Origin of the sequence: Mycolicibacterium litorale, from assembly GCF_010731695.1 — a bacterium.
GTDB classification, from domain to species: Bacteria; Actinomycetota; Actinomycetes; order Mycobacteriales; family Mycobacteriaceae; genus Mycobacterium; species Mycobacterium litorale.
On the sequence record NZ_AP022586.1, the window covers coordinates 5,406,044 to 5,422,099 of the forward strand.

General features: G+C 68.1%; 14 protein-coding genes. All 14 read left to right on the forward strand.

Features of this window, described 5'->3' with window-relative positions:
* The first annotated feature begins 28 nt into the window (after positions 1-28).
* The 14 genes from G6N30_RS26035 to G6N30_RS26100 all read left to right on the forward strand — a co-directional run bounded on the left by G6N30_RS26035 (position 29) and on the right by G6N30_RS26100 (position 16,040).
* Positions 29-874 carry an SDR family NAD(P)-dependent oxidoreductase gene (locus G6N30_RS26035; protein ID WP_134056081.1) on the forward strand — a complete coding sequence of 282 codons (846 nt, stop codon included), beginning with the start codon at positions 29-31 and terminating at the stop codon, positions 872-874.
* On the forward strand, positions 874-2,238 hold the full coding sequence (locus G6N30_RS26040; protein ID WP_134056078.1) for an aromatic ring-hydroxylating oxygenase subunit alpha: 1,365 nt from the start codon (positions 874-876) through the stop codon (positions 2,236-2,238). Before G6N30_RS26035 ends, G6N30_RS26040 begins: the two co-directional genes overlap by 1 nt.
* 64 nt (positions 2,239-2,302) lie before the next feature.
* Positions 2,303-4,135 (forward strand): flavin-containing monooxygenase, encoded by a 1,833-nt coding sequence (locus G6N30_RS26045; RefSeq protein ID WP_134056075.1) that lies wholly within the window; start codon positions 2,303-2,305, stop codon positions 4,133-4,135.
* 65 nt (positions 4,136-4,200) lie between these two features.
* Positions 4,201-5,118: an SDR family NAD(P)-dependent oxidoreductase gene (locus G6N30_RS26050; protein ID WP_134056073.1), complete on the forward strand. Its 918-nt coding sequence runs from the start codon at positions 4,201-4,203 to the stop codon at positions 5,116-5,118.
* A gap of 40 nt (positions 5,119-5,158) precedes the next feature.
* Complete coding sequence (locus G6N30_RS26055; protein WP_234880250.1) at positions 5,159-6,328, forward strand: CaiB/BaiF CoA transferase family protein; 1,170 nt, start codon at positions 5,159-5,161, stop codon at positions 6,326-6,328.
* Positions 6,325-7,497, forward strand: coding sequence for an acyl-CoA dehydrogenase family protein (locus G6N30_RS26060; RefSeq protein WP_134056067.1), 1,173 nt, complete (start codon positions 6,325-6,327; stop codon positions 7,495-7,497). The genes G6N30_RS26055 and G6N30_RS26060 overlap by 4 nt, the downstream gene beginning before the upstream one ends.
* The gene (locus G6N30_RS26065) at positions 7,494-8,411 is read left to right on the forward strand and encodes an acyl-CoA dehydrogenase family protein (protein ID WP_134056065.1); all 918 of its coding nucleotides are present in this window, start codon (positions 7,494-7,496) and stop codon (positions 8,409-8,411) included. Before G6N30_RS26060 ends, G6N30_RS26065 begins: the two co-directional genes overlap by 4 nt.
* Complete coding sequence (locus G6N30_RS26070) at positions 8,408-9,343, forward strand: Gfo/Idh/MocA family protein (RefSeq protein WP_134056063.1); 936 nt, start codon at positions 8,408-8,410, stop codon at positions 9,341-9,343. Before G6N30_RS26065 ends, G6N30_RS26070 begins: the two co-directional genes overlap by 4 nt.
* Positions 9,340-10,491 carry an acyl-CoA dehydrogenase family protein gene (locus G6N30_RS26075; RefSeq protein ID WP_134056060.1) on the forward strand — a complete coding sequence of 384 codons (1,152 nt, stop codon included), beginning with the start codon at positions 9,340-9,342 and terminating at the stop codon, positions 10,489-10,491. The genes G6N30_RS26070 and G6N30_RS26075 overlap by 4 nt, the downstream gene beginning before the upstream one ends.
* Positions 10,491-11,474: an acyl-CoA dehydrogenase family protein gene (locus G6N30_RS26080; RefSeq protein WP_134056058.1), complete on the forward strand. Its 984-nt coding sequence runs from the start codon at positions 10,491-10,493 to the stop codon at positions 11,472-11,474. Before G6N30_RS26075 ends, G6N30_RS26080 begins: the two co-directional genes overlap by 1 nt.
* Positions 11,475-11,487: 13 nt before the next feature.
* Positions 11,488-13,203 (forward strand): thiamine pyrophosphate-binding protein, encoded by a 1,716-nt coding sequence (locus tag G6N30_RS26085; RefSeq protein ID WP_134056055.1) that lies wholly within the window; start codon positions 11,488-11,490, stop codon positions 13,201-13,203.
* A gap of 27 nt (positions 13,204-13,230) precedes the next feature.
* Positions 13,231-14,664 (forward strand): aldehyde dehydrogenase family protein, encoded by a 1,434-nt coding sequence (locus tag G6N30_RS26090; protein WP_134056052.1) that lies wholly within the window; start codon positions 13,231-13,233, stop codon positions 14,662-14,664.
* Positions 14,665-14,735: 71 nt separating this feature from the next.
* On the forward strand, positions 14,736-15,632 hold the full coding sequence (locus G6N30_RS26095; RefSeq protein ID WP_134056049.1) for an amidohydrolase family protein: 897 nt from the start codon (positions 14,736-14,738) through the stop codon (positions 15,630-15,632).
* Positions 15,633-15,716: 84 nt separating this feature from the next.
* Positions 15,717-16,040 (forward strand): L-rhamnose mutarotase, encoded by a 324-nt coding sequence (locus G6N30_RS26100; RefSeq protein WP_134056047.1) that lies wholly within the window; start codon positions 15,717-15,719, stop codon positions 16,038-16,040.
* The last annotated feature ends 16 nt before the right edge of the window (positions 16,041-16,056 follow it).

Genomic DNA, 16,056 nt, shown 5'->3' on the forward strand with positions numbered 1-16,056 from the left:
TATGTCGTCCGGACAAATAAGCGTTCGGATGCAGGAATCCCTGGGCCTCACCGGCCGCGTCGTCGTCGTTTCGGGCGCCGGCGGCGGCGGCATCGGCACCACCGTCACCGAACGGGCGGCGGCTGCGGGGGCGACCGTCGTCGCCGTCAGCCGCAGGCAGGACAACCTCGACCAACACATCGGCCCGCTGATCGCCAAGGGGCTGTCGATCGTCACGGTGGCGGCCGACGCCTCCACCGACGAGGGCATCGCCCGCGTCCTGGACGAGGCCCGGCGCGCCGACGGCGACCTCTACGGTCTGGTCAACATCGCCGGCGGTGCGGCACCCGCGACGTGGATGCCGGCCACCCGCGTCACCCGGGACGACTGGCGCGCGTTGTTCACCGCCAATCTCGAGACCGCCTTCTTCATGAGCCAGGCCGTCAGCCGGGAGTTGCGCGCCCAGGGCCGCAACGGCTCGATCGTCTCGGTGTCCTCGATCAGCGGGATGAACACCGCGCCGTTCCACATCGCCTACGGCACGGCCAAAGCGGCGGTGGTCGCGATGACCCGCACCATGGCCGTCGAACTGGCGCTCGACGGCATCCGCGTCAACGCGGTCGCCCCCGGCGTCACCGAGACCGCCGCCTCGGCCACCTACGTCGACGAGGACCCCGAACGGGACCGCACCGCGATCGCGATGGGCCGCCGCGGCACACCCGCCGAACAGGCCAACGCGATCCTGTTCCTGCTCTCGGACTTGTCGAGCTACATCACCGGTCAGACCCTGCTGGTCGACGGCGGCCTCGACCTCAAGTGGACGCACCTGGGCGCCGACAACACGTCGCTGTTCCTCAAGGACGAGAACTTCCGCTCCGCGATCAAGGAGATCTGATGACCGATACCGAAATCGAAGTGGCCGAAGAGCTCTCGGAGCCGATGACCATCGGGGTGGAGGCCTACATCTCCGAGGCGTACGCCCGCGCCGAGCGCGACAGGCTGTGGCGCAAGGTCTGGCAACAGATCGGCCGGGTCGAGGAACTGCCGGAGGTCGGCAGCTACCTGACCTACGACATCCTCGACGACTCGATCATCGTGGTGCGGACCGGGCCGAACGAGTTCGCGGCCCACCACAACGTGTGCATGCACCGGGGCCGGCGGCTGATCGACGTTCCCGAGGGCGCCAAGAACGCCCGCGGACGCGCACGCAAATCGTTCGTGTGCGGATTCCACGGCTGGACCTACGGCCTGGACGGAACCTGCACCCACATTCGCGAGCAGGACGACTGGCAGGGCAAGCTCACCCCGCGCAACACCCATCTGGCGCCGGTGCAGGTCGACACGTGGGGCGGCTGGCTGTTCGTCAACATGGATCCCGACTGTGAACCGTTGGCGGACTACCTGTTTCCCGCGGCCAAGATCCTCGACCCGTTCGGGCTGGAGAACATGCGCTACAAGTGGCGCAAATGGCTGAACTTCGACTGCAACTGGAAGGTCGCGCTCGAAGCCTTCAACGAGACCTACCACGTGTTCACCACCCACCCGGAGTTCAACAAGTTCGGCGAGTTCAAGGGCTGGGCCAAAGCGCAGGGCCGACACAGCAACATCGGTTACGACGCGCCAAAAGGCATGGACGAGACCAAGTCCAAGATCCGCCTCGGCACCGGCGATGACCCCCGGGTCTCCACCGCGGAGATGCAGATGTACACCTGGGAGCAGACCAACGCGACCACCACCGAGACGCTGGTGAACGCGGCCAAACGCCTCGTCGACGAGTTGCCCGAGGGCACCCCCGCCGACAAGGTACTGCAGCACTGGCTGGCCTCGGCCCGGCGCGACGACGAGGCGCGGGGGGTCATCTGGCCGACCATCCCGGCCGACATCCTCGGGCAGAGCGGCACCGCGTGGCAGCTCTTCCCGAACTTCCAGATCGGTCAAGGCCTGACGAGCGCGCTGTGCTACAGCGCGCGGCCCGATCCGAGCTACGACCCGAACAAGTGCATCTTCGAGGTGGCGGTGTTCGAGCTCTACCCGAAAGGCCAAGAACCGGAGACCGAATGGGTGTACACCCCTAAGGACTCCCCGAACTGGCTGTCGGTGCTGCCGCAGGACTTCTCCAACATGGCCGCGGTGCAGCAGGGCATGAAGTCCGCGGGATTCCCCGGCACCCTGCCCAACCCCTACCGCGAACGCAGCACCGTCAACCTGCACCACCAACTGTCGAAGTACATGGGCACCGGCGAACCCCGACAACTGTGATTTCGGTGTAGTTCGTCGCGCTGGACGCAACCAAACACGCCGAAATCGCCCACGAAGGAGACATATGACCACCTGTGCCCCCACGGACACCCCGGACGACTTCGACATCGACGCATTGCGCGAGAAGTACGCACAGGAGCGCGCCAAACGGCTGCGCCCTGAAGGGTCCAAACAGTACGTCGAGCTGACCGACGAGTTCGCCGGCTACTACGAGAACGACCCGTACACGCCGGTGCAGCCTCGCAATCCGATCCACGAGGACATCGACGTCGCGGTGCTGGGCGGCGGATTCGGCGGACTGCTGTCGGCGGCCCACCTGAAGAAGGCCGGCGTCGACGACGTGCGGATCATCGAACTGGGCGGCGACTTCGGCGGCGTCTGGTACTGGAATCGGTACCCGGGCATCCAGTGCGACAACGAATCCTATTGCTACATCCCGCTACTCGAAGAGCTGAACTTCATGCCGAGCAAGAAGTTCGCCGACGGTGCCGAGATCTACGAGCACTGCCGCAACATCGGCAAGCACTTCGGTCTCTACGACAAGGCGATCTTCTCCACCCAGGTGCGGGATCTGCGCTGGGACGACGAGATTCACCGGTGGCGGATCAGCACCAACCGCGACGACGACATCCGTGCCCGGTTCGTGGTGCTGGCCTCAGGCCCGTTCCACCGCCCCAAACTGCCTGGGATTCCGGGGATTCAGGACTTCAAGGGCCACGCCTTCCACTCGTCGCGCTGGGATTACGACTACACCGGCGGCGACACGAGCGGCAACCTGCACAAACTCGCCGACAAGAAGGTCGCCGTGATCGGCACCGGTGCCACGGCGATCCAGATCGTGCCGTTCTTGGCTCGCGACGCCGGACATCTGTACGTGTTCCAGCGCACCCCGTCGACCGTCGACGAACGCAACAACGCGCCCACCGATCCGGAATGGGTGAAGTCGCTGCAGCCGGGCTGGCAGAAGGAGCGGCAGCGCAACTTCCACGCGTGGACGTTCGAGGGAATGGCGCCGGGGCAGCCGGATCTGGTGTGCGACTTCTGGACCGAACTCGGCCGCAACACCGCCGCGCGCGTCATGGCGCTGGAGGACCCGGCGTCGCTGACCCCCGAACAGTTCATGGCGATCCGCGAGGAAGAGGACTACAAGCTGATGGAGCGGCTGCGCCGCCGCATCGACGCGCTCGTCGAGGATCCGCAGACCGCCGAGGCGCTCAAACCGTACTACCGCTTCCTGTGCAAGCGGCCGCTGTCCAACGACGAATACCTGCCTGCGTTCAACCGGCCCAACGTCACGCTGGTCGACGTCTCCGATTCCCGCGGCGTCGAGAAGGTCACCGAGAACGGGCTGGTCGCCGGCGGCGTCGAGTACGAGGTGGACTGCATCATCTACGCCAGCGGCTTCGAGATCACCACCGACATCAGCAGGCGGTACTCGATCGACGCCATCGAGGGCCGCGACGGCCTGTCGCTCTACGACTATTGGCGCGACGGGTACAAGACGCTGCACGGGATGACCAGCCGTGGCTTCCCGAACCAGTTCTTCACCGGGTTCACCCAGGTCGGCATCTCGGCGAACATCGCCGCGAACTACGAACTGCAGGGCGAGCACATCGCCTACGTCATCGCCGAAGCGCTCTCGCGGGGCGCCGAAGTCGTCGAGCCGACGCAGGACGCGCAGGACGCCTGGTGCCGGACCGTCAAGGAGACGGCCGTGGACAATTCGGCGTTCGACGCCTCCTGCACGCCCGGCTACTACAACAACGAAGGCGGTGGCGGCGGAGAGGGTCTGCGCTCACACCTCGGCGAACCGTACGGACCCGGGTTCTACGCGTTCGGCGATCTGCTGGCGGGCTGGCGCGAGAAGGGCGATATGGATGGCCTTGTCCTCAGATAGCGCCGAGCGCACGGTTGTTGGCGTCCCCACTCGGCATGTGCGTACACCAACCGTGCAGTCGGCGCATGAGTGAGCTCAGGTACGACGGCCGCGTCGCCGTCGTCACCGGCGGCGGGCGCGGCCTCGGCCGGGCGTACGCGCTGCTGCTCGCCTCACGCGGGGCGAAGGTGGTCGTGAACGATCTGGGCGGCAGTCTGACCGGCGACGGCCGCGACGCCGGCCCGGCGCAGGACGTCGTGTCCGAGATCGTCGCCGCGGGCGGTGCGGCGGTGGCGAGCACCGACTCGGTGGCCACCGCGGCCGGCGGCGCGGCGATCGTCGACACCGCGCTCGACGCCTTCGGGCGCCTCGACATCCTCGTCCACAATGCGGGCAACGTGCGGCGCGGCGCGCTGCGGGAGATCAGCTACGAGGACTTCGACGCGGTCCTCGACGTCCACCTGCGGGGCGCCTTCCACGTGGTGCGGCCGGCGTTTCCGGTGATGTGCGACGCCGGTTACGGCCGGATCGTGCTGACCTCGTCGATCGGTGGCCTCTACGGCAACCACGGCGTGGTCAACTACGCGGTCGCCAAGGCCGGGGTGATCGGGCTGTCGAATGTCGCCGCCCTCGAAGGAGCCGAGCACGGGGTGACGAGCAACGTCATCGTGCCCGCCGCGGTCACCCGGATGGCCGAGGGCATCGACACGTCGGCGTATCCGCCGATGGATCCGGAGCTGGTGGCGCCGACCGTCGGCTGGCTGGCCCACGAAACCTGTTCGGTGACAGGAGAGATGTTCATCGCGCTGGCCGGGCGGGTGGCGACGGCGGTGATCGCCGAGTCGCCGGGTGTGCACCGGCCGTCGTGGACCGTCGAGGACGTGGCCCACAACCTCGACGCCATCCGCGACCGATCGCAGCCCGTCGTCTTCCCGGTGGTGCCCGACGGACACAACGACCACATCCGTTACAGCTTCGCGATGACGGCGGTGAGCAGTGGTTAGCGGCCCGCTGGCAGGCGTCCGCGTCGTCGATCTGACCGCCATGGTCATGGGTCCCTACTGCACTCAGATCATGGCCGACATGGGAGCGGACGTCGTCAAGGTCGAGCCACCCGAAGGCGACAACACCCGGTTCATCTCGGTCGGACCCGCGCCGGGGATGAGCGGGGTGTTCGTCAACGTCAACCGCGGCAAGCGCAGCGTCGTGCTCGACCTGCGGACCGACGACGGCAAGGCGGCGCTGCGGGCACTGATCGCCGGCGCCGACGTCTTCATCCACTCGATGCGCGCCAAGGCGATCGCCAAACTCGGCTTCGCCTACGCCGATGTCGCGGCGCTGAACCCGAACATCGTCTACACCAACTGCTACGGCTACGGGCACCGCGGTCCCGACCGCGATCTGCCCGCCTACGACGACACGATCCAGGCCGAATGCGGCATCCCCGCAGTGCAGGAACAGCTGACCGGCGAGGCGAACTACGTCGGAACCATCATGGCCGACAAGGTCGCCGGGCTCACCGCGCTGTACGCCACGATGATGGCGCTGTTCCACCGGGAGCGCACCGGTGAGGGCCAGGAGGTCGAGGTCGCGATGTTCGAGACGCTGGCCGCCTTCATGCTGGTCGAACATGCCAACGGCGCCATGTTCGACCCCCCGCTCGGGCCCGCGGTGTATCCGCGGACCGTGGCGCCCAACCGCAGGCCGTACGAGACCAAGGACGGCTACATCGCGGTGCTGATCTACAACGACAAGCACTGGAACGCGTTCGTCAACGCCGTCTCACCGGTGTGGAATGACGAGTTGTACGCCACGCTCGAGCGGCGGGCGAAACAGATCGACACCGTCTACGGCCTCGTCGCCGAGACGCTCAAGGAGCGCACCACCGACGAGTGGCTGGCGTTGTTCCGGGAACTCGAGATCCCGGCCGCACCGATCCAGTCACCCGACGCGCTGTTCGACCATCCGCACCTCAACGCGGTCGGGATGTTCGAAACCGTCGACTCCCCGCACGGCCCGGTGCGGTTCCCCGGTGTCCCCACCTGGTTCTCGAGCACCCCGGGACACGTCCACGGGCCAGCCCCGGAACTGGGCGCGGATACCGCGGCGGTGCTCAACGAACTCGGCCTGCCCCGCGCCGAGCCTACGGTTGATGACGGAAATCCGGCCGAACTGGTCAACAACCGTAGTGTCGGCGCCCAGGGGGCCGGATGAGCCTCGACTTCGACATGGGCCCCGCCGCCGCACAGCTGCGCACCGACCTGCGGGCGCTGGTCAAAGAGCATGTCCCCGAACACTTCCTCGGCGCGTTCACCGACGACCCGGCCGATCTCGAGACCGCGCAACGGTTCTGCCGCCTGCTCGCGGAGCGCGAGTTGCTGTGCCTGGCGTGGCCGGCGGAGTTCGGCGGCGGGGGAGCGTCGATCTGGGAGCAGACCGTCGTCCGCGAAGAGATGTGGGCACACCACGAACCGCGCGGCGCCCAGTACATGGGCGTCAACTGGGTCGGGCCGATCATCATGCGCCACGGCACCGAAGATCAGCAGCGCAGGCATCTGCCGCCGATCGCGCGCGGTGAGGTGATCTGGTGCCAGGGGTTCTCCGAACCCGAGGCGGGGTCGGACCTGGCGTCGCTGCGCACCACGGCGCGACGCGACGACGACGGTTGGCTGGTCAACGGGCAGAAGATCTGGACGTCCTACGCGACGATGGCGCAGTGGTGCTTCCTGCTGGCCCGCACGTCGAAGGTGGGATCGGAGGCAGCCCCGAAGAAACAGAACGGCCTGACGATCTTCCTGGTGCGGATGGACGATCCGGCGATCCAGGTCCGGCCGATCCGCACCATGCTGGGCCCGCATCACCTCAACGAGGTGTTCTTCGACGATCTGCGGGTCACCGACGCCGACGTGCTCGGCACCGTCGACAACGGCTGGTCGATCGTGGGCGATGTGATGGCGTTCGAACGGGTGGGCATCGCCCGCTACGCGCGGTGCGAACGTCTTCTCGCCGCTGCGCCAACGGTTCTCGCGGACCGGTGGGACGACCTGCCCGAGGAGTTGCGCGGCCGATGGGTGCGCATGCTCGCGCACTGCCGCCGGGCTCGCCTGATGGCCTACCGGGTGGTGTCGCTGCAGCACAGCGGTCGCATCCAGCCCGGGGACGCCGCCGCATACCGCATCGCGGTCACCAGACTGGACCAGGACAGCGCGGAGGTGCTGATGGACATCGCCGCCGAGGTGTCCCACGACGCCCCCCGATCGGCGTGGTTTCTCGGCGAGGTCGAGGACCACTGGCGGTACTCGCAGGCCGCGACCGTGTCGTCGGGCAGCATCGAGATGCAGCGCATCCTGCTCTCGCGAGCCCTGCTGGCGGCGGCCCGATGATCCTCGATCTCGGCGACGACGCCGCAGAGTACGGGCGCCAGGCCCTGCGGGCGTTCGATGCCGCCGGCGGTGACCTGCTCGTGCAGCACGCGGAAGCCAAACCGGCGGAACGCGAATCGCTCGTCGGCCCGGTGCTGGCCGAACTCGGCGCCTGGGACCTCGACGTCCGCGCCGACGCCGAACAATTGGAGGCGGCCGCGGCGTTGTGCCGCAGCGCCGGCCACTGGGCGCTGCCGTACCCGGTCGCCGAACGGCTCGCCCGACCCGACGACCTCGACGCGGACGGGTTGCTCGTCGTCGCGGGCAGCCGCCCGGCCGGAACGCTGGCAGGCCTCGAATCCCGTTGGGCGGCAGTGGCACTGAACGGGCACCGCAGTATGGTGACGGGGCAGGGTCCAGGCGGTCCGGCGTTCGTCACCGATGTGGAACTAGCCGCGGTCGACGACGCCGGGACGGAAGACGTCGCGCTCGGGCTCACGCTGCCGTGCTGGACGCTGCTCGGTATGCTCGACCGGGCGATCGAGCTCACCACGGCACACGTCACGCTGCGCAAACAGTTCGGCCAGACGCTGTCGTCGTTCCAGGGCGTGCAGTTCCAGCTGACCGACGCGGAGGTCGAACGCAGCGGGGTCGACATCCTGGCGAAGTACGCGCTGTGGAGCATCGCCACCGGCCGCCCCGAAGCGCTCGACGATGCGCTGGCCCTCCGGATGGCGGTGATCGAGGCCGCCGACGTCGTGTTCCGCGTATGCCACCAGCTGCACGGCGCGGTCGGCTTCTGTGACGAGACGACACTGTCCTGGCTGTCACGCCACAGCCAACCGCTGCGCCGCCTGCCGCTCGGCCTGTCGGCCACCCGCGCGCAGCTCACGCGCAGCGCCGGCCCGCGGGGGCTGACGGGGCTGTACGCATGAGGGTCCTCGTCATCGGTACCGGTTTCGGCAAGCACGCCGCCGCCCCGGCGTACGAGAGCGCCGGATTCGAGGTGGAGGTCGTCAGCCCCCGCGACGATGCCGCGATCCGGCGAGGCCTCGCATCGGGTATCGACCTGGTGTCGGTGCATTCGCCGCCCTTCCTGCACCTCGACCACGTCGCCGCCGCGCTCGACGCCGGGCATGCGGTGTTGTGCGACAAGCCGTTCGGCCGCACGGCCGACGAGGCCGAAGAGATGGTCGAACGCGCCCGCAACGCCGGTGTCCTGCACTTCCTCAACTTCGAGTTCCGGTGCCGTGAATCATGGGCGCGAGTCAAGGAACTCGCCGAAGCCGGGGCCATCGGCACCCTCACCCACCTGAGCTGGAATTGGTTCGGCAGCGGGCTGCGCGGGCGCCGGTTCGGGTGGATCAACGACGCGGATCTCGGTGGCGGCTGGATCGGCGCCTACGGCTCGCATCTGATCGACTACACCCGCTGGCTGTTGGGCGGCGAGATCGTCGACTGCGGTGGCGTCACCCGCATCGACGAGCCGATCCATCCGGACGCCGACGGGGTGCTCAAGCAGGCCACCGCCGAAGACGCCTACGCCGCCTGGTTTCTGCTGGACAACGGCGCCACCGCGGCGCACGACACCGGATTCGCGACCGCGACGCCCACGACTCCGCGCGCGGTGCTGCTGGGCACCGACGGCTCGATCGAGCTGACCGCCGACACCAGGCTGGTGCTGCGCACCGCCGACGGTGATCCGCAGACCGTCGAATTCGACCGCCCCGGACGGCCCGACCCCGCGTTGACGACCTTCTTCACCCAGATCGCCGAGGCGCTGCGGACCGGCGCGCAGATCTCGCCGTCGTTCGACGACGGACTCGCCGTGGCGCGGGTGATGGAGCGACTGCGAGTGTCGACATGAGCGTCAAGGACTTTCGAAGCGAGGTGCGCGCCTGGTGCGCCGAGCACATCCCGGCCGACTGGCGACAGCGGCAGACCGGGGTGACCGACGAGGAGTTCGTCCGCTTCCAGAAGGCGTGGTTCGCCGAACTGCACAGCGCCGGCTACGCGGTCCCGCACTGGCCGGCCGAATGGGGTGGCGGGCTCTCGGTGGCCGAGCAGATCGTGCTGTACCAGGAGTTGGCGGCCCACGACGCGCCCCGGCTGGTGCTGGCGTTCGTCGGCATCCACCACGCCGCGTCGACGCTTTTGGTCGCGGGCACCGAAGACCAACGACGCAGACACCTGCCCGCGATCCTGGACGGCGAGATCTGGGTGCAGGGATTCTCCGAACCCGAGGCGGGCTCCGATCTCGCGAGCCTGCGCACCACCGCCCGCCGCGACGGTGACACGTTCATCGTCAACGGCCAGAAGCTCTGGGCCAGCGGCGGTATGCACGCCGACTGGTGCCTGCTGCTGGCCCGCACGGACCCCGCGGCCCCCAAACGCAGAGGCATCTCCTACTTCCTGCTCGACATGACCACACCGGGTGTCGAGGTGCGGCCGATCCGCAACGCCGTCGGCGACTCCCACTTCTGCGAGATCTTCCTCAGCGACGTCGTGGTGCCTGCCGCCAACCTGGTCGGCGCCGAGAACACCGGCTGGCAGGTCGCGCAGGCCACCCTGGGCGCCGAACGCGGCATGACGATGCTGGAGTTGGCCGAACGCCTCGCCAACGCGGGCTTCCGCCGACTGGTGCAGCACAGTCCGGTCGACGATCCGATCGTCGCCGATCGGTTGGCGCAGTTCGAATGTGAGATCACCGGGCTGCGCGGACTGTGCCGCAAGGTCGTCGAGAACACCGATCCCGGGCCCGCCGACGCCTCGATCGTCAAGCTCTACTACAGCGAGCTGTTGCAGCGGCTCACCGACTTCGCCGCCGAGACCGTTGGCCTCGTCACGCACACAGAGCTGTCGAAGCCGATGTCGAGCGGATGGGAGTCCGGGTCCTGGTTGCTGGACTTCATCGGCTCCTGGGAATGGACGATCCCGGGCGGGTCCAGTGAGATCCAGCGCACCATCATCGGCGAACGCGGCCTCGGCCTGCCTCGGGAACCGAGCGCGGTGTGATGACCGGCTTCAGGGAATTCCACGACGAACTGCGTTCGGTGGCAGGCGATCTGCTGGCCAAGGACGGCGCGGTCGACTGGCCGGTGCTCGCCGGCGCCGGCTGGACCGGTCTCGAGGTGCCCGAACACCTCGGCGGCGCCGGGGCGACGTTCGCCGAGACCGCCGTGATCTGCGCCGAGATCGGCCGAGCCGCCGGTACCACCGACCACCTTGGCAGCGCGGTGCTCGCCGTCGGTGCGTTGAATCTCCTAACGCCCAGTCGGATTCGTGACGAGCTCCTGGCCGGCACCGCGGCGGGCACCGTCCGCAGCGCGGTCGTCATCGACGGGTTCTCGCACCAGGACGGGCGGGTGCGCGGGCGCGCCGAGTTCGTGCCCGACGCCGTAGGGGCCGACCGCCTGCTGCTGCTCGCCGGCGACGTCCTCGTCGAGGCGGTCCCCACCGTGACGCCGCAGCCGGTGCTCGACGAGACGCGGCGGCTGGCCGTCGTCACCGCCGCCGGCGTCGAGGTCACCAACGTACTGCCGGTCGGCCCCCACGCCGCCCGGACGCTGCGGGACCGCGCCGCGGTCGCGATCGCCTGCGACAGCCTCGGACTCGCCGAGGCGATGCTGTCGGCGACCGTCGAGTACGCCAAGGTGCGCCACCAGTTCGGCAGGCCCATCGGATCGTTCCAGGCCGTCAAACACGCCTGCGCCGACATGCTGGTGCAGATCGAGGTGTGCCGCCAACTCGTCGAGGCGGCGGTCGACGCCGTCGCCACCGACTCCGGTGACGTGACAACCGCTGCCGCCATGGCCAAATCGCACGTGTGCAGCGCCGCGGTCGGCATCGCCGGCAAGGCCATGCAGCTGCACGGCGGTATCGGATACACCTGGGAGAGCGGCATCCACGTGTATCTCAAACGGGCCGCGCTCAACCGCTCCATGTTCGGATCTCCTGCGGCACACCGCAGACAACTCGCTCGACGCTATGGGAACTAAGGAGAGTCTCGCTATGGGTGTCCCCGTCTACAAACGCATCCTCGACCTGTTCGAAGCCGAGGGCGTCAACACGCTGTTCGGCATCCCCGACCCGAACTTCGTGCACATGTTCACCGAAGCCGACGCCCGCGGCTGGTCGGTGGTGGCGCCGCACCATGAGCTGAGCGCCGGCTTCATGGCAGAGGCGGCGTCGCGAATGACCGGCAAGCCGGGGTTGTGCATCGGCACGCTGGGGCCGGGTGTCGCGAACATCGCCGGTGCGATGATGTGCGCGCTGGTGGAGAACTCGCCGGTGATCTTTCTCGGCGGTCAGCGCGCCCGCATCACCGAGCGGCGGGTGCGCCGCGGACGCATCCAATTCGTCCAACAGGAGGGGCTTTTCGCGCCATCGGTCAAGTACAGCAGCTCGATCGAGTATGCCGACCAGACCGACGAGATCATCCGCGAGGCGATCCGCCGCTCGATGTCGGGAACCCCGGGACCCAGCTACATCGAGTTCCCGTCGCACGTCATCCTCGAAGAACTCGACGTGCCGGACCCGTTGCCACCCAATCGCTATCGGCTCGTCAACCAGGGGGCGGGGGAGCGGGAGGTCGCCGAGGCGGTCGAACTGATCCGCGCGGCGACGAACCCGATCCTGCTGGTGGGTCACGGCGTGCACACCTCACGCACGCAGGAGCAGGTCAGGGAGCTCGCCGAACTCATGGCCTGCCCGGTGATCCAGACCTCCGGCGGCACCTCCTACATCCCCGGTCTCGAGGACCGCACGTTCCCGTACCTGTTCTCGCCGGCAGCCAACGAGGCCGTCGAACAGTCCGATCTGTGCGTGGCGCTGGGGACCGAGCTCGGCGAGCCCATGCACTACGGCCGCACCCAGCACTGGGCGGGTAACGACGCCAACCGCAAATGGGTGTACGTCGAGCAGGATCCCGCCGCGATCGGCGTCAACCGGCAGTTCGACGTGCCGCTGGTCGGCGACCTGCGCGGGGTGGTGCCGCAGCTGGTCGCGGCGTTGCGCGACACCCCGCGCAGCGCGTCGCCGAACCTGGCCTCCCTGATCGAGGCCGACGCCACCGAGATCGCGAGGGTGGCCGACGAGGCCCCGGCCGGTCGCACCCCGGTGCACCCCGCCCGGTTCGTCGTCGAGGCGACCAAGGCGTTCAACGAGTACGCCGAGGACGGCATCATGGTCCGCGACGGCGGCGCCACCGTGATCTTCCAGTGGACCTATTCACAGGCCAAACCGCGCGACGTGATCTGGAATCAGAACTTCGGCCACCTCGGCACCGGTCTGCCGTACGCGGTCGGCGCGTCGGTCGCCGAGGGACGCAAGCGGCCGGTGATGCTGCTGACCAGCGATTCGGCGTTCCTGTTCCACATCGCCGAACTGGAGACCGCCGCCCGCGAAGGGCTGCCGCTGGTGTGCGTGGTCGGTGTCGATCACCAGTGGGGTCTCGAAGTCGGCGTCTACAAGCGGACTTTCGAGCAGCCGTCACCCCAACCCGGGGTGCACTGGAGCAAAGAGGTCCGGATGGACAAGGTCGCCGAGGGCTTCGGCTGTCACGGCGAGTACGTCGAGAAGGAGGACGAGATCGGTCCGGCCATCCAGCGCGCCTACGCCAGCGGCAAGACCGCCGTCGTCCACGTCTGCATCGACCCGAAGGCGAACTCCGAGGAGATGCCGAAGTACGACCGATTCCGCACCTGGTACGCCGAAGGCACCCAGTAGCGGCGCGAACTAAGAGAGAGTGGGCTCATGCGTGAGTATCTGAAGTTCTACATCGACGGCCAGTGGGTCGAGCCGCTGCGTCCGAACACCCTCGAGGTCGACAACCCGACCACCGAAGAGGTCTCCGGCAAGATCGCGCTGGGCTCCTCGGCCGATGTCGATCTGGCGGTCAGCGCGGCCCGGCGCGCGTTCGCGACCTGGTCGCAGTCCACCCGCGAGGAGCGGCTCGACCTGCTGCAGGCCATCCTGGCCGAGTACCAGAAGCGGGCAGGTGACCTCGCCGACGCGGTGAACGAGGAGATGGGCGCGCCGGCGTCGCTGGCATCGGGTCCGCAGGTGAACCTGGGGTTGGGACACCTGATGACGGCCATCGACGTGCTGAAGAATTACGAGTTCGAGGAGCAGCACGGGTCCACGCTGGTGGTGAAGGAACCGGTCGGCGTCTGCGGGCTGATCACCCCGTGGAACTGGCCGATCAACCAGATCGCGTGCAAGGTGTACCCGGCGCTGGCCACCGGGTGCACGATGGTGCTCAAACCGTCGGAGGTCGCCCCGTACTCGGCGCAGATCTTCACCGAGATCATCGACGCCGCAGGCGTTCCCGCGGGCGTGTACAACCTGGTCTACGGCGACGGACCCGGCGTCGGCGCACCGCTGTCCAGCCACCCCGACGTCGACATGGTGTCGTTCACCGGTTCGACACGCGCCGGGATCGAGGTCGCGCGCAACGCGGCGCCGACCGTCAAGCGGGTGACGCAGGAACTCGGCGGGAAGAGTCCCAACATCGTGCTCGACGACGAGGACTTCGCCAAGAGCGTGGCCGCCGGAGTCAGCGTGATGATGATGAACAGCGGTCAGAGCTGTAATGCGCCGTCGCGCATGCTGGTGCCGAACTCACGGATGGACGAGGCCATCGAGATCGCCAAGCAGACCGCCGGTGCGGTCAAGGTCGGCGACCCGAGCGACAAGACCGCGATCGGCCCGGTGGCGTCCAAGGCCCAGTTCGACAAGATCCAGGGCCTGATCCAGAAAGGGATCGACGAGGGGGCGACGGTCGCGATCGGCGGCCCCGGGCGCCCCGACGGTCTCGAGAAGGGTTACTACGTCAAGCCGACGGTGTTCGCACATGTCAGAAACGACATGACGATCGCGCGTGAGGAGATCTTCGGGCCGGTGCTGTGCATCCTCGGGTACGACGATCTCGACGAGGCGATCGAGATCGCCAACGACACCGAGTACGGGTTGGCGGGCTACGTGTCGGCGGCCGACCTGGACACGGCCCGTCAGGTGGCGCGCCGGATCCGCGCGGGTTCGGTGGCGATCAACCACGGCTTCGACATGGGCGCCCCGTTCGGCGGCTACAAGCGCAGCGGCAACGGCCGCGAGTGGGGTCAGTTCGCGTTCGACGAGTTCCTCGAGATCAAGGCCGCGCTCGGCTACGCGCCCGAGACCTCTGCCTGACTGACGCGGCGAAACTACGGTTGTTGACGGATTTCCGCGGATTCGGAGTCAACAACCGTAGTCTCGCGCTCATGGCGACCGGACGATACGAATACGGCATCGATTTCGCCCACGTCGACGCGGTCGACTTCCACACCCATGTCGAGGTCGACGGCCACGGCCACCGCGCCTACGACGATGCGCTGGTCGAGGCGACCGCCGCGTACTTCAGGCTGGAGGCCGGCGCACTGTCGAGCGTCGACGCGCTGGCCGATCAGTACCGGCGCCACAACACCGCCGCGGTGGTGTTCACGATCGACGCCCGCACCGCGATGCGCCACGTCCCGAACTCGATCGAAGACCTCATCGCCGGCGCGGTGCGCAACAACGACGTGCTGATCCCGTTCGGCAGTGTCGACCCGTGGCACGAACGGCGTGCCGTGCACCGGGTGCACGAACTGGTGCGCGACTACGGCGTCAAGGGTTTCAAGTTCCATCCGAGCATGCAGGCCTTCGAGCCCAACGACCGCCGCTTCTATCCGATCTACGAGGCGATCGCCGGTGCCGGAGTGCCCGCGCTGTTCCACACGGGGCAGACAGGGATGGGGGCCGGGCTGCCCGGCGGGCACGGCATCAAACTGCGGTACTCCGACCCGATGCTGCTCGACGACGTGGCGGCCGACTTCCCTGAGCTGACGATCGTGATGGCCCACCCCGCGGTGCCGTGGGTGGACGCGCAGATCTCGATCGCCTCGCACAAGGCCAACGTCTTCATCGACCTGTCGGGCTGGAGCCCCAAGTACTTCCCGCCGCAGCTGGTCGCCGCGATCGGTCGGCAACTACGCACGAAGGTGCTGTTCGGCACCGATTACCCGTACATCCAGCTCGACCGGTGGCGGCGCGACTTCGACGCACTCGGGGTGGACCCCGCGGTGCGCCGCCTCGTGTTCAAGGACAACGCGCTGCGGGTGCTCGGCCTGACCGGCTAGCCGCGAATCTTGACTCTCTCCCGCGGCGTCCCCTACTGTGAGCGCAGTCACGTGTTGAAACGTTTCAAATCACGAGGGAGTGTCATGGCGGAGACGACCGAGCGCGTCTGCTTCCTGCTCCAGCTCAAGCGTGACCGCATCGACGACTACCTCGCCGCGCACGAGCACGTGTGGCCGGAGATGCTGGAAGCCCTGCGCCAGGCCGGATGGCGCAACTACTCGCTGTTCCTGCGCGCCGAGGACGGTCTGGTGGTCGGCTACTTCGAAACCGACGATCACGCCGCCGCCACCGCGGCCATGGCCGCCACCGAGGTCAACGACCGGTGGCAGGCGACCATGGCCGACTACTTCGACAGCAGACCGGATCACGCGATGCGTGTGCTGCCGTCGTACTTCCACCTACCCTGAACAAGAGACCGAGGAC

What these genes read in the sequence shown, in the direction of transcription:
- G6N30_RS26035 (WP_134056081.1), top strand. Translation starts at nt 29, where the DNA reads ATGCAGGAATCCCTGGGCCTCACCGGCCGCGTCGTCGTCGTTTCGGGC.
- G6N30_RS26040 (WP_134056078.1), top strand. Translation starts at nt 874, where the DNA reads ATGACCGATACCGAAATCGAAGTGGCCGAAGAGCTCTCGGAGCCGATG.
- G6N30_RS26045 (WP_134056075.1), top strand. Translation starts at nt 2,303, where the DNA reads ATGACCACCTGTGCCCCCACGGACACCCCGGACGACTTCGACATCGAC.
- G6N30_RS26050 (WP_134056073.1), top strand. Translation starts at nt 4,201, where the DNA reads ATGAGTGAGCTCAGGTACGACGGCCGCGTCGCCGTCGTCACCGGCGGC.
- G6N30_RS26055 (WP_234880250.1), top strand. Translation starts at nt 5,159, where the DNA reads ATGGTCATGGGTCCCTACTGCACTCAGATCATGGCCGACATGGGAGCG.
- G6N30_RS26060 (WP_134056067.1), top strand. Translation starts at nt 6,325, where the DNA reads ATGAGCCTCGACTTCGACATGGGCCCCGCCGCCGCACAGCTGCGCACC.
- G6N30_RS26065 (WP_134056065.1), top strand. Translation starts at nt 7,494, where the DNA reads ATGATCCTCGATCTCGGCGACGACGCCGCAGAGTACGGGCGCCAGGCC.
- G6N30_RS26070 (WP_134056063.1), top strand. Translation starts at nt 8,408, where the DNA reads ATGAGGGTCCTCGTCATCGGTACCGGTTTCGGCAAGCACGCCGCCGCC.
- G6N30_RS26075 (WP_134056060.1), top strand. Translation starts at nt 9,340, where the DNA reads ATGAGCGTCAAGGACTTTCGAAGCGAGGTGCGCGCCTGGTGCGCCGAG.
- G6N30_RS26080 (WP_134056058.1), top strand. Translation starts at nt 10,491, where the DNA reads ATGACCGGCTTCAGGGAATTCCACGACGAACTGCGTTCGGTGGCAGGC.
- G6N30_RS26085 (WP_134056055.1), top strand. Translation starts at nt 11,488, where the DNA reads ATGGGTGTCCCCGTCTACAAACGCATCCTCGACCTGTTCGAAGCCGAG.
- G6N30_RS26090 (WP_134056052.1), top strand. Translation starts at nt 13,231, where the DNA reads ATGCGTGAGTATCTGAAGTTCTACATCGACGGCCAGTGGGTCGAGCCG.
- G6N30_RS26095 (WP_134056049.1), top strand. Translation starts at nt 14,736, where the DNA reads ATGGCGACCGGACGATACGAATACGGCATCGATTTCGCCCACGTCGAC.
- G6N30_RS26100 (WP_134056047.1), top strand. Translation starts at nt 15,717, where the DNA reads ATGGCGGAGACGACCGAGCGCGTCTGCTTCCTGCTCCAGCTCAAGCGT.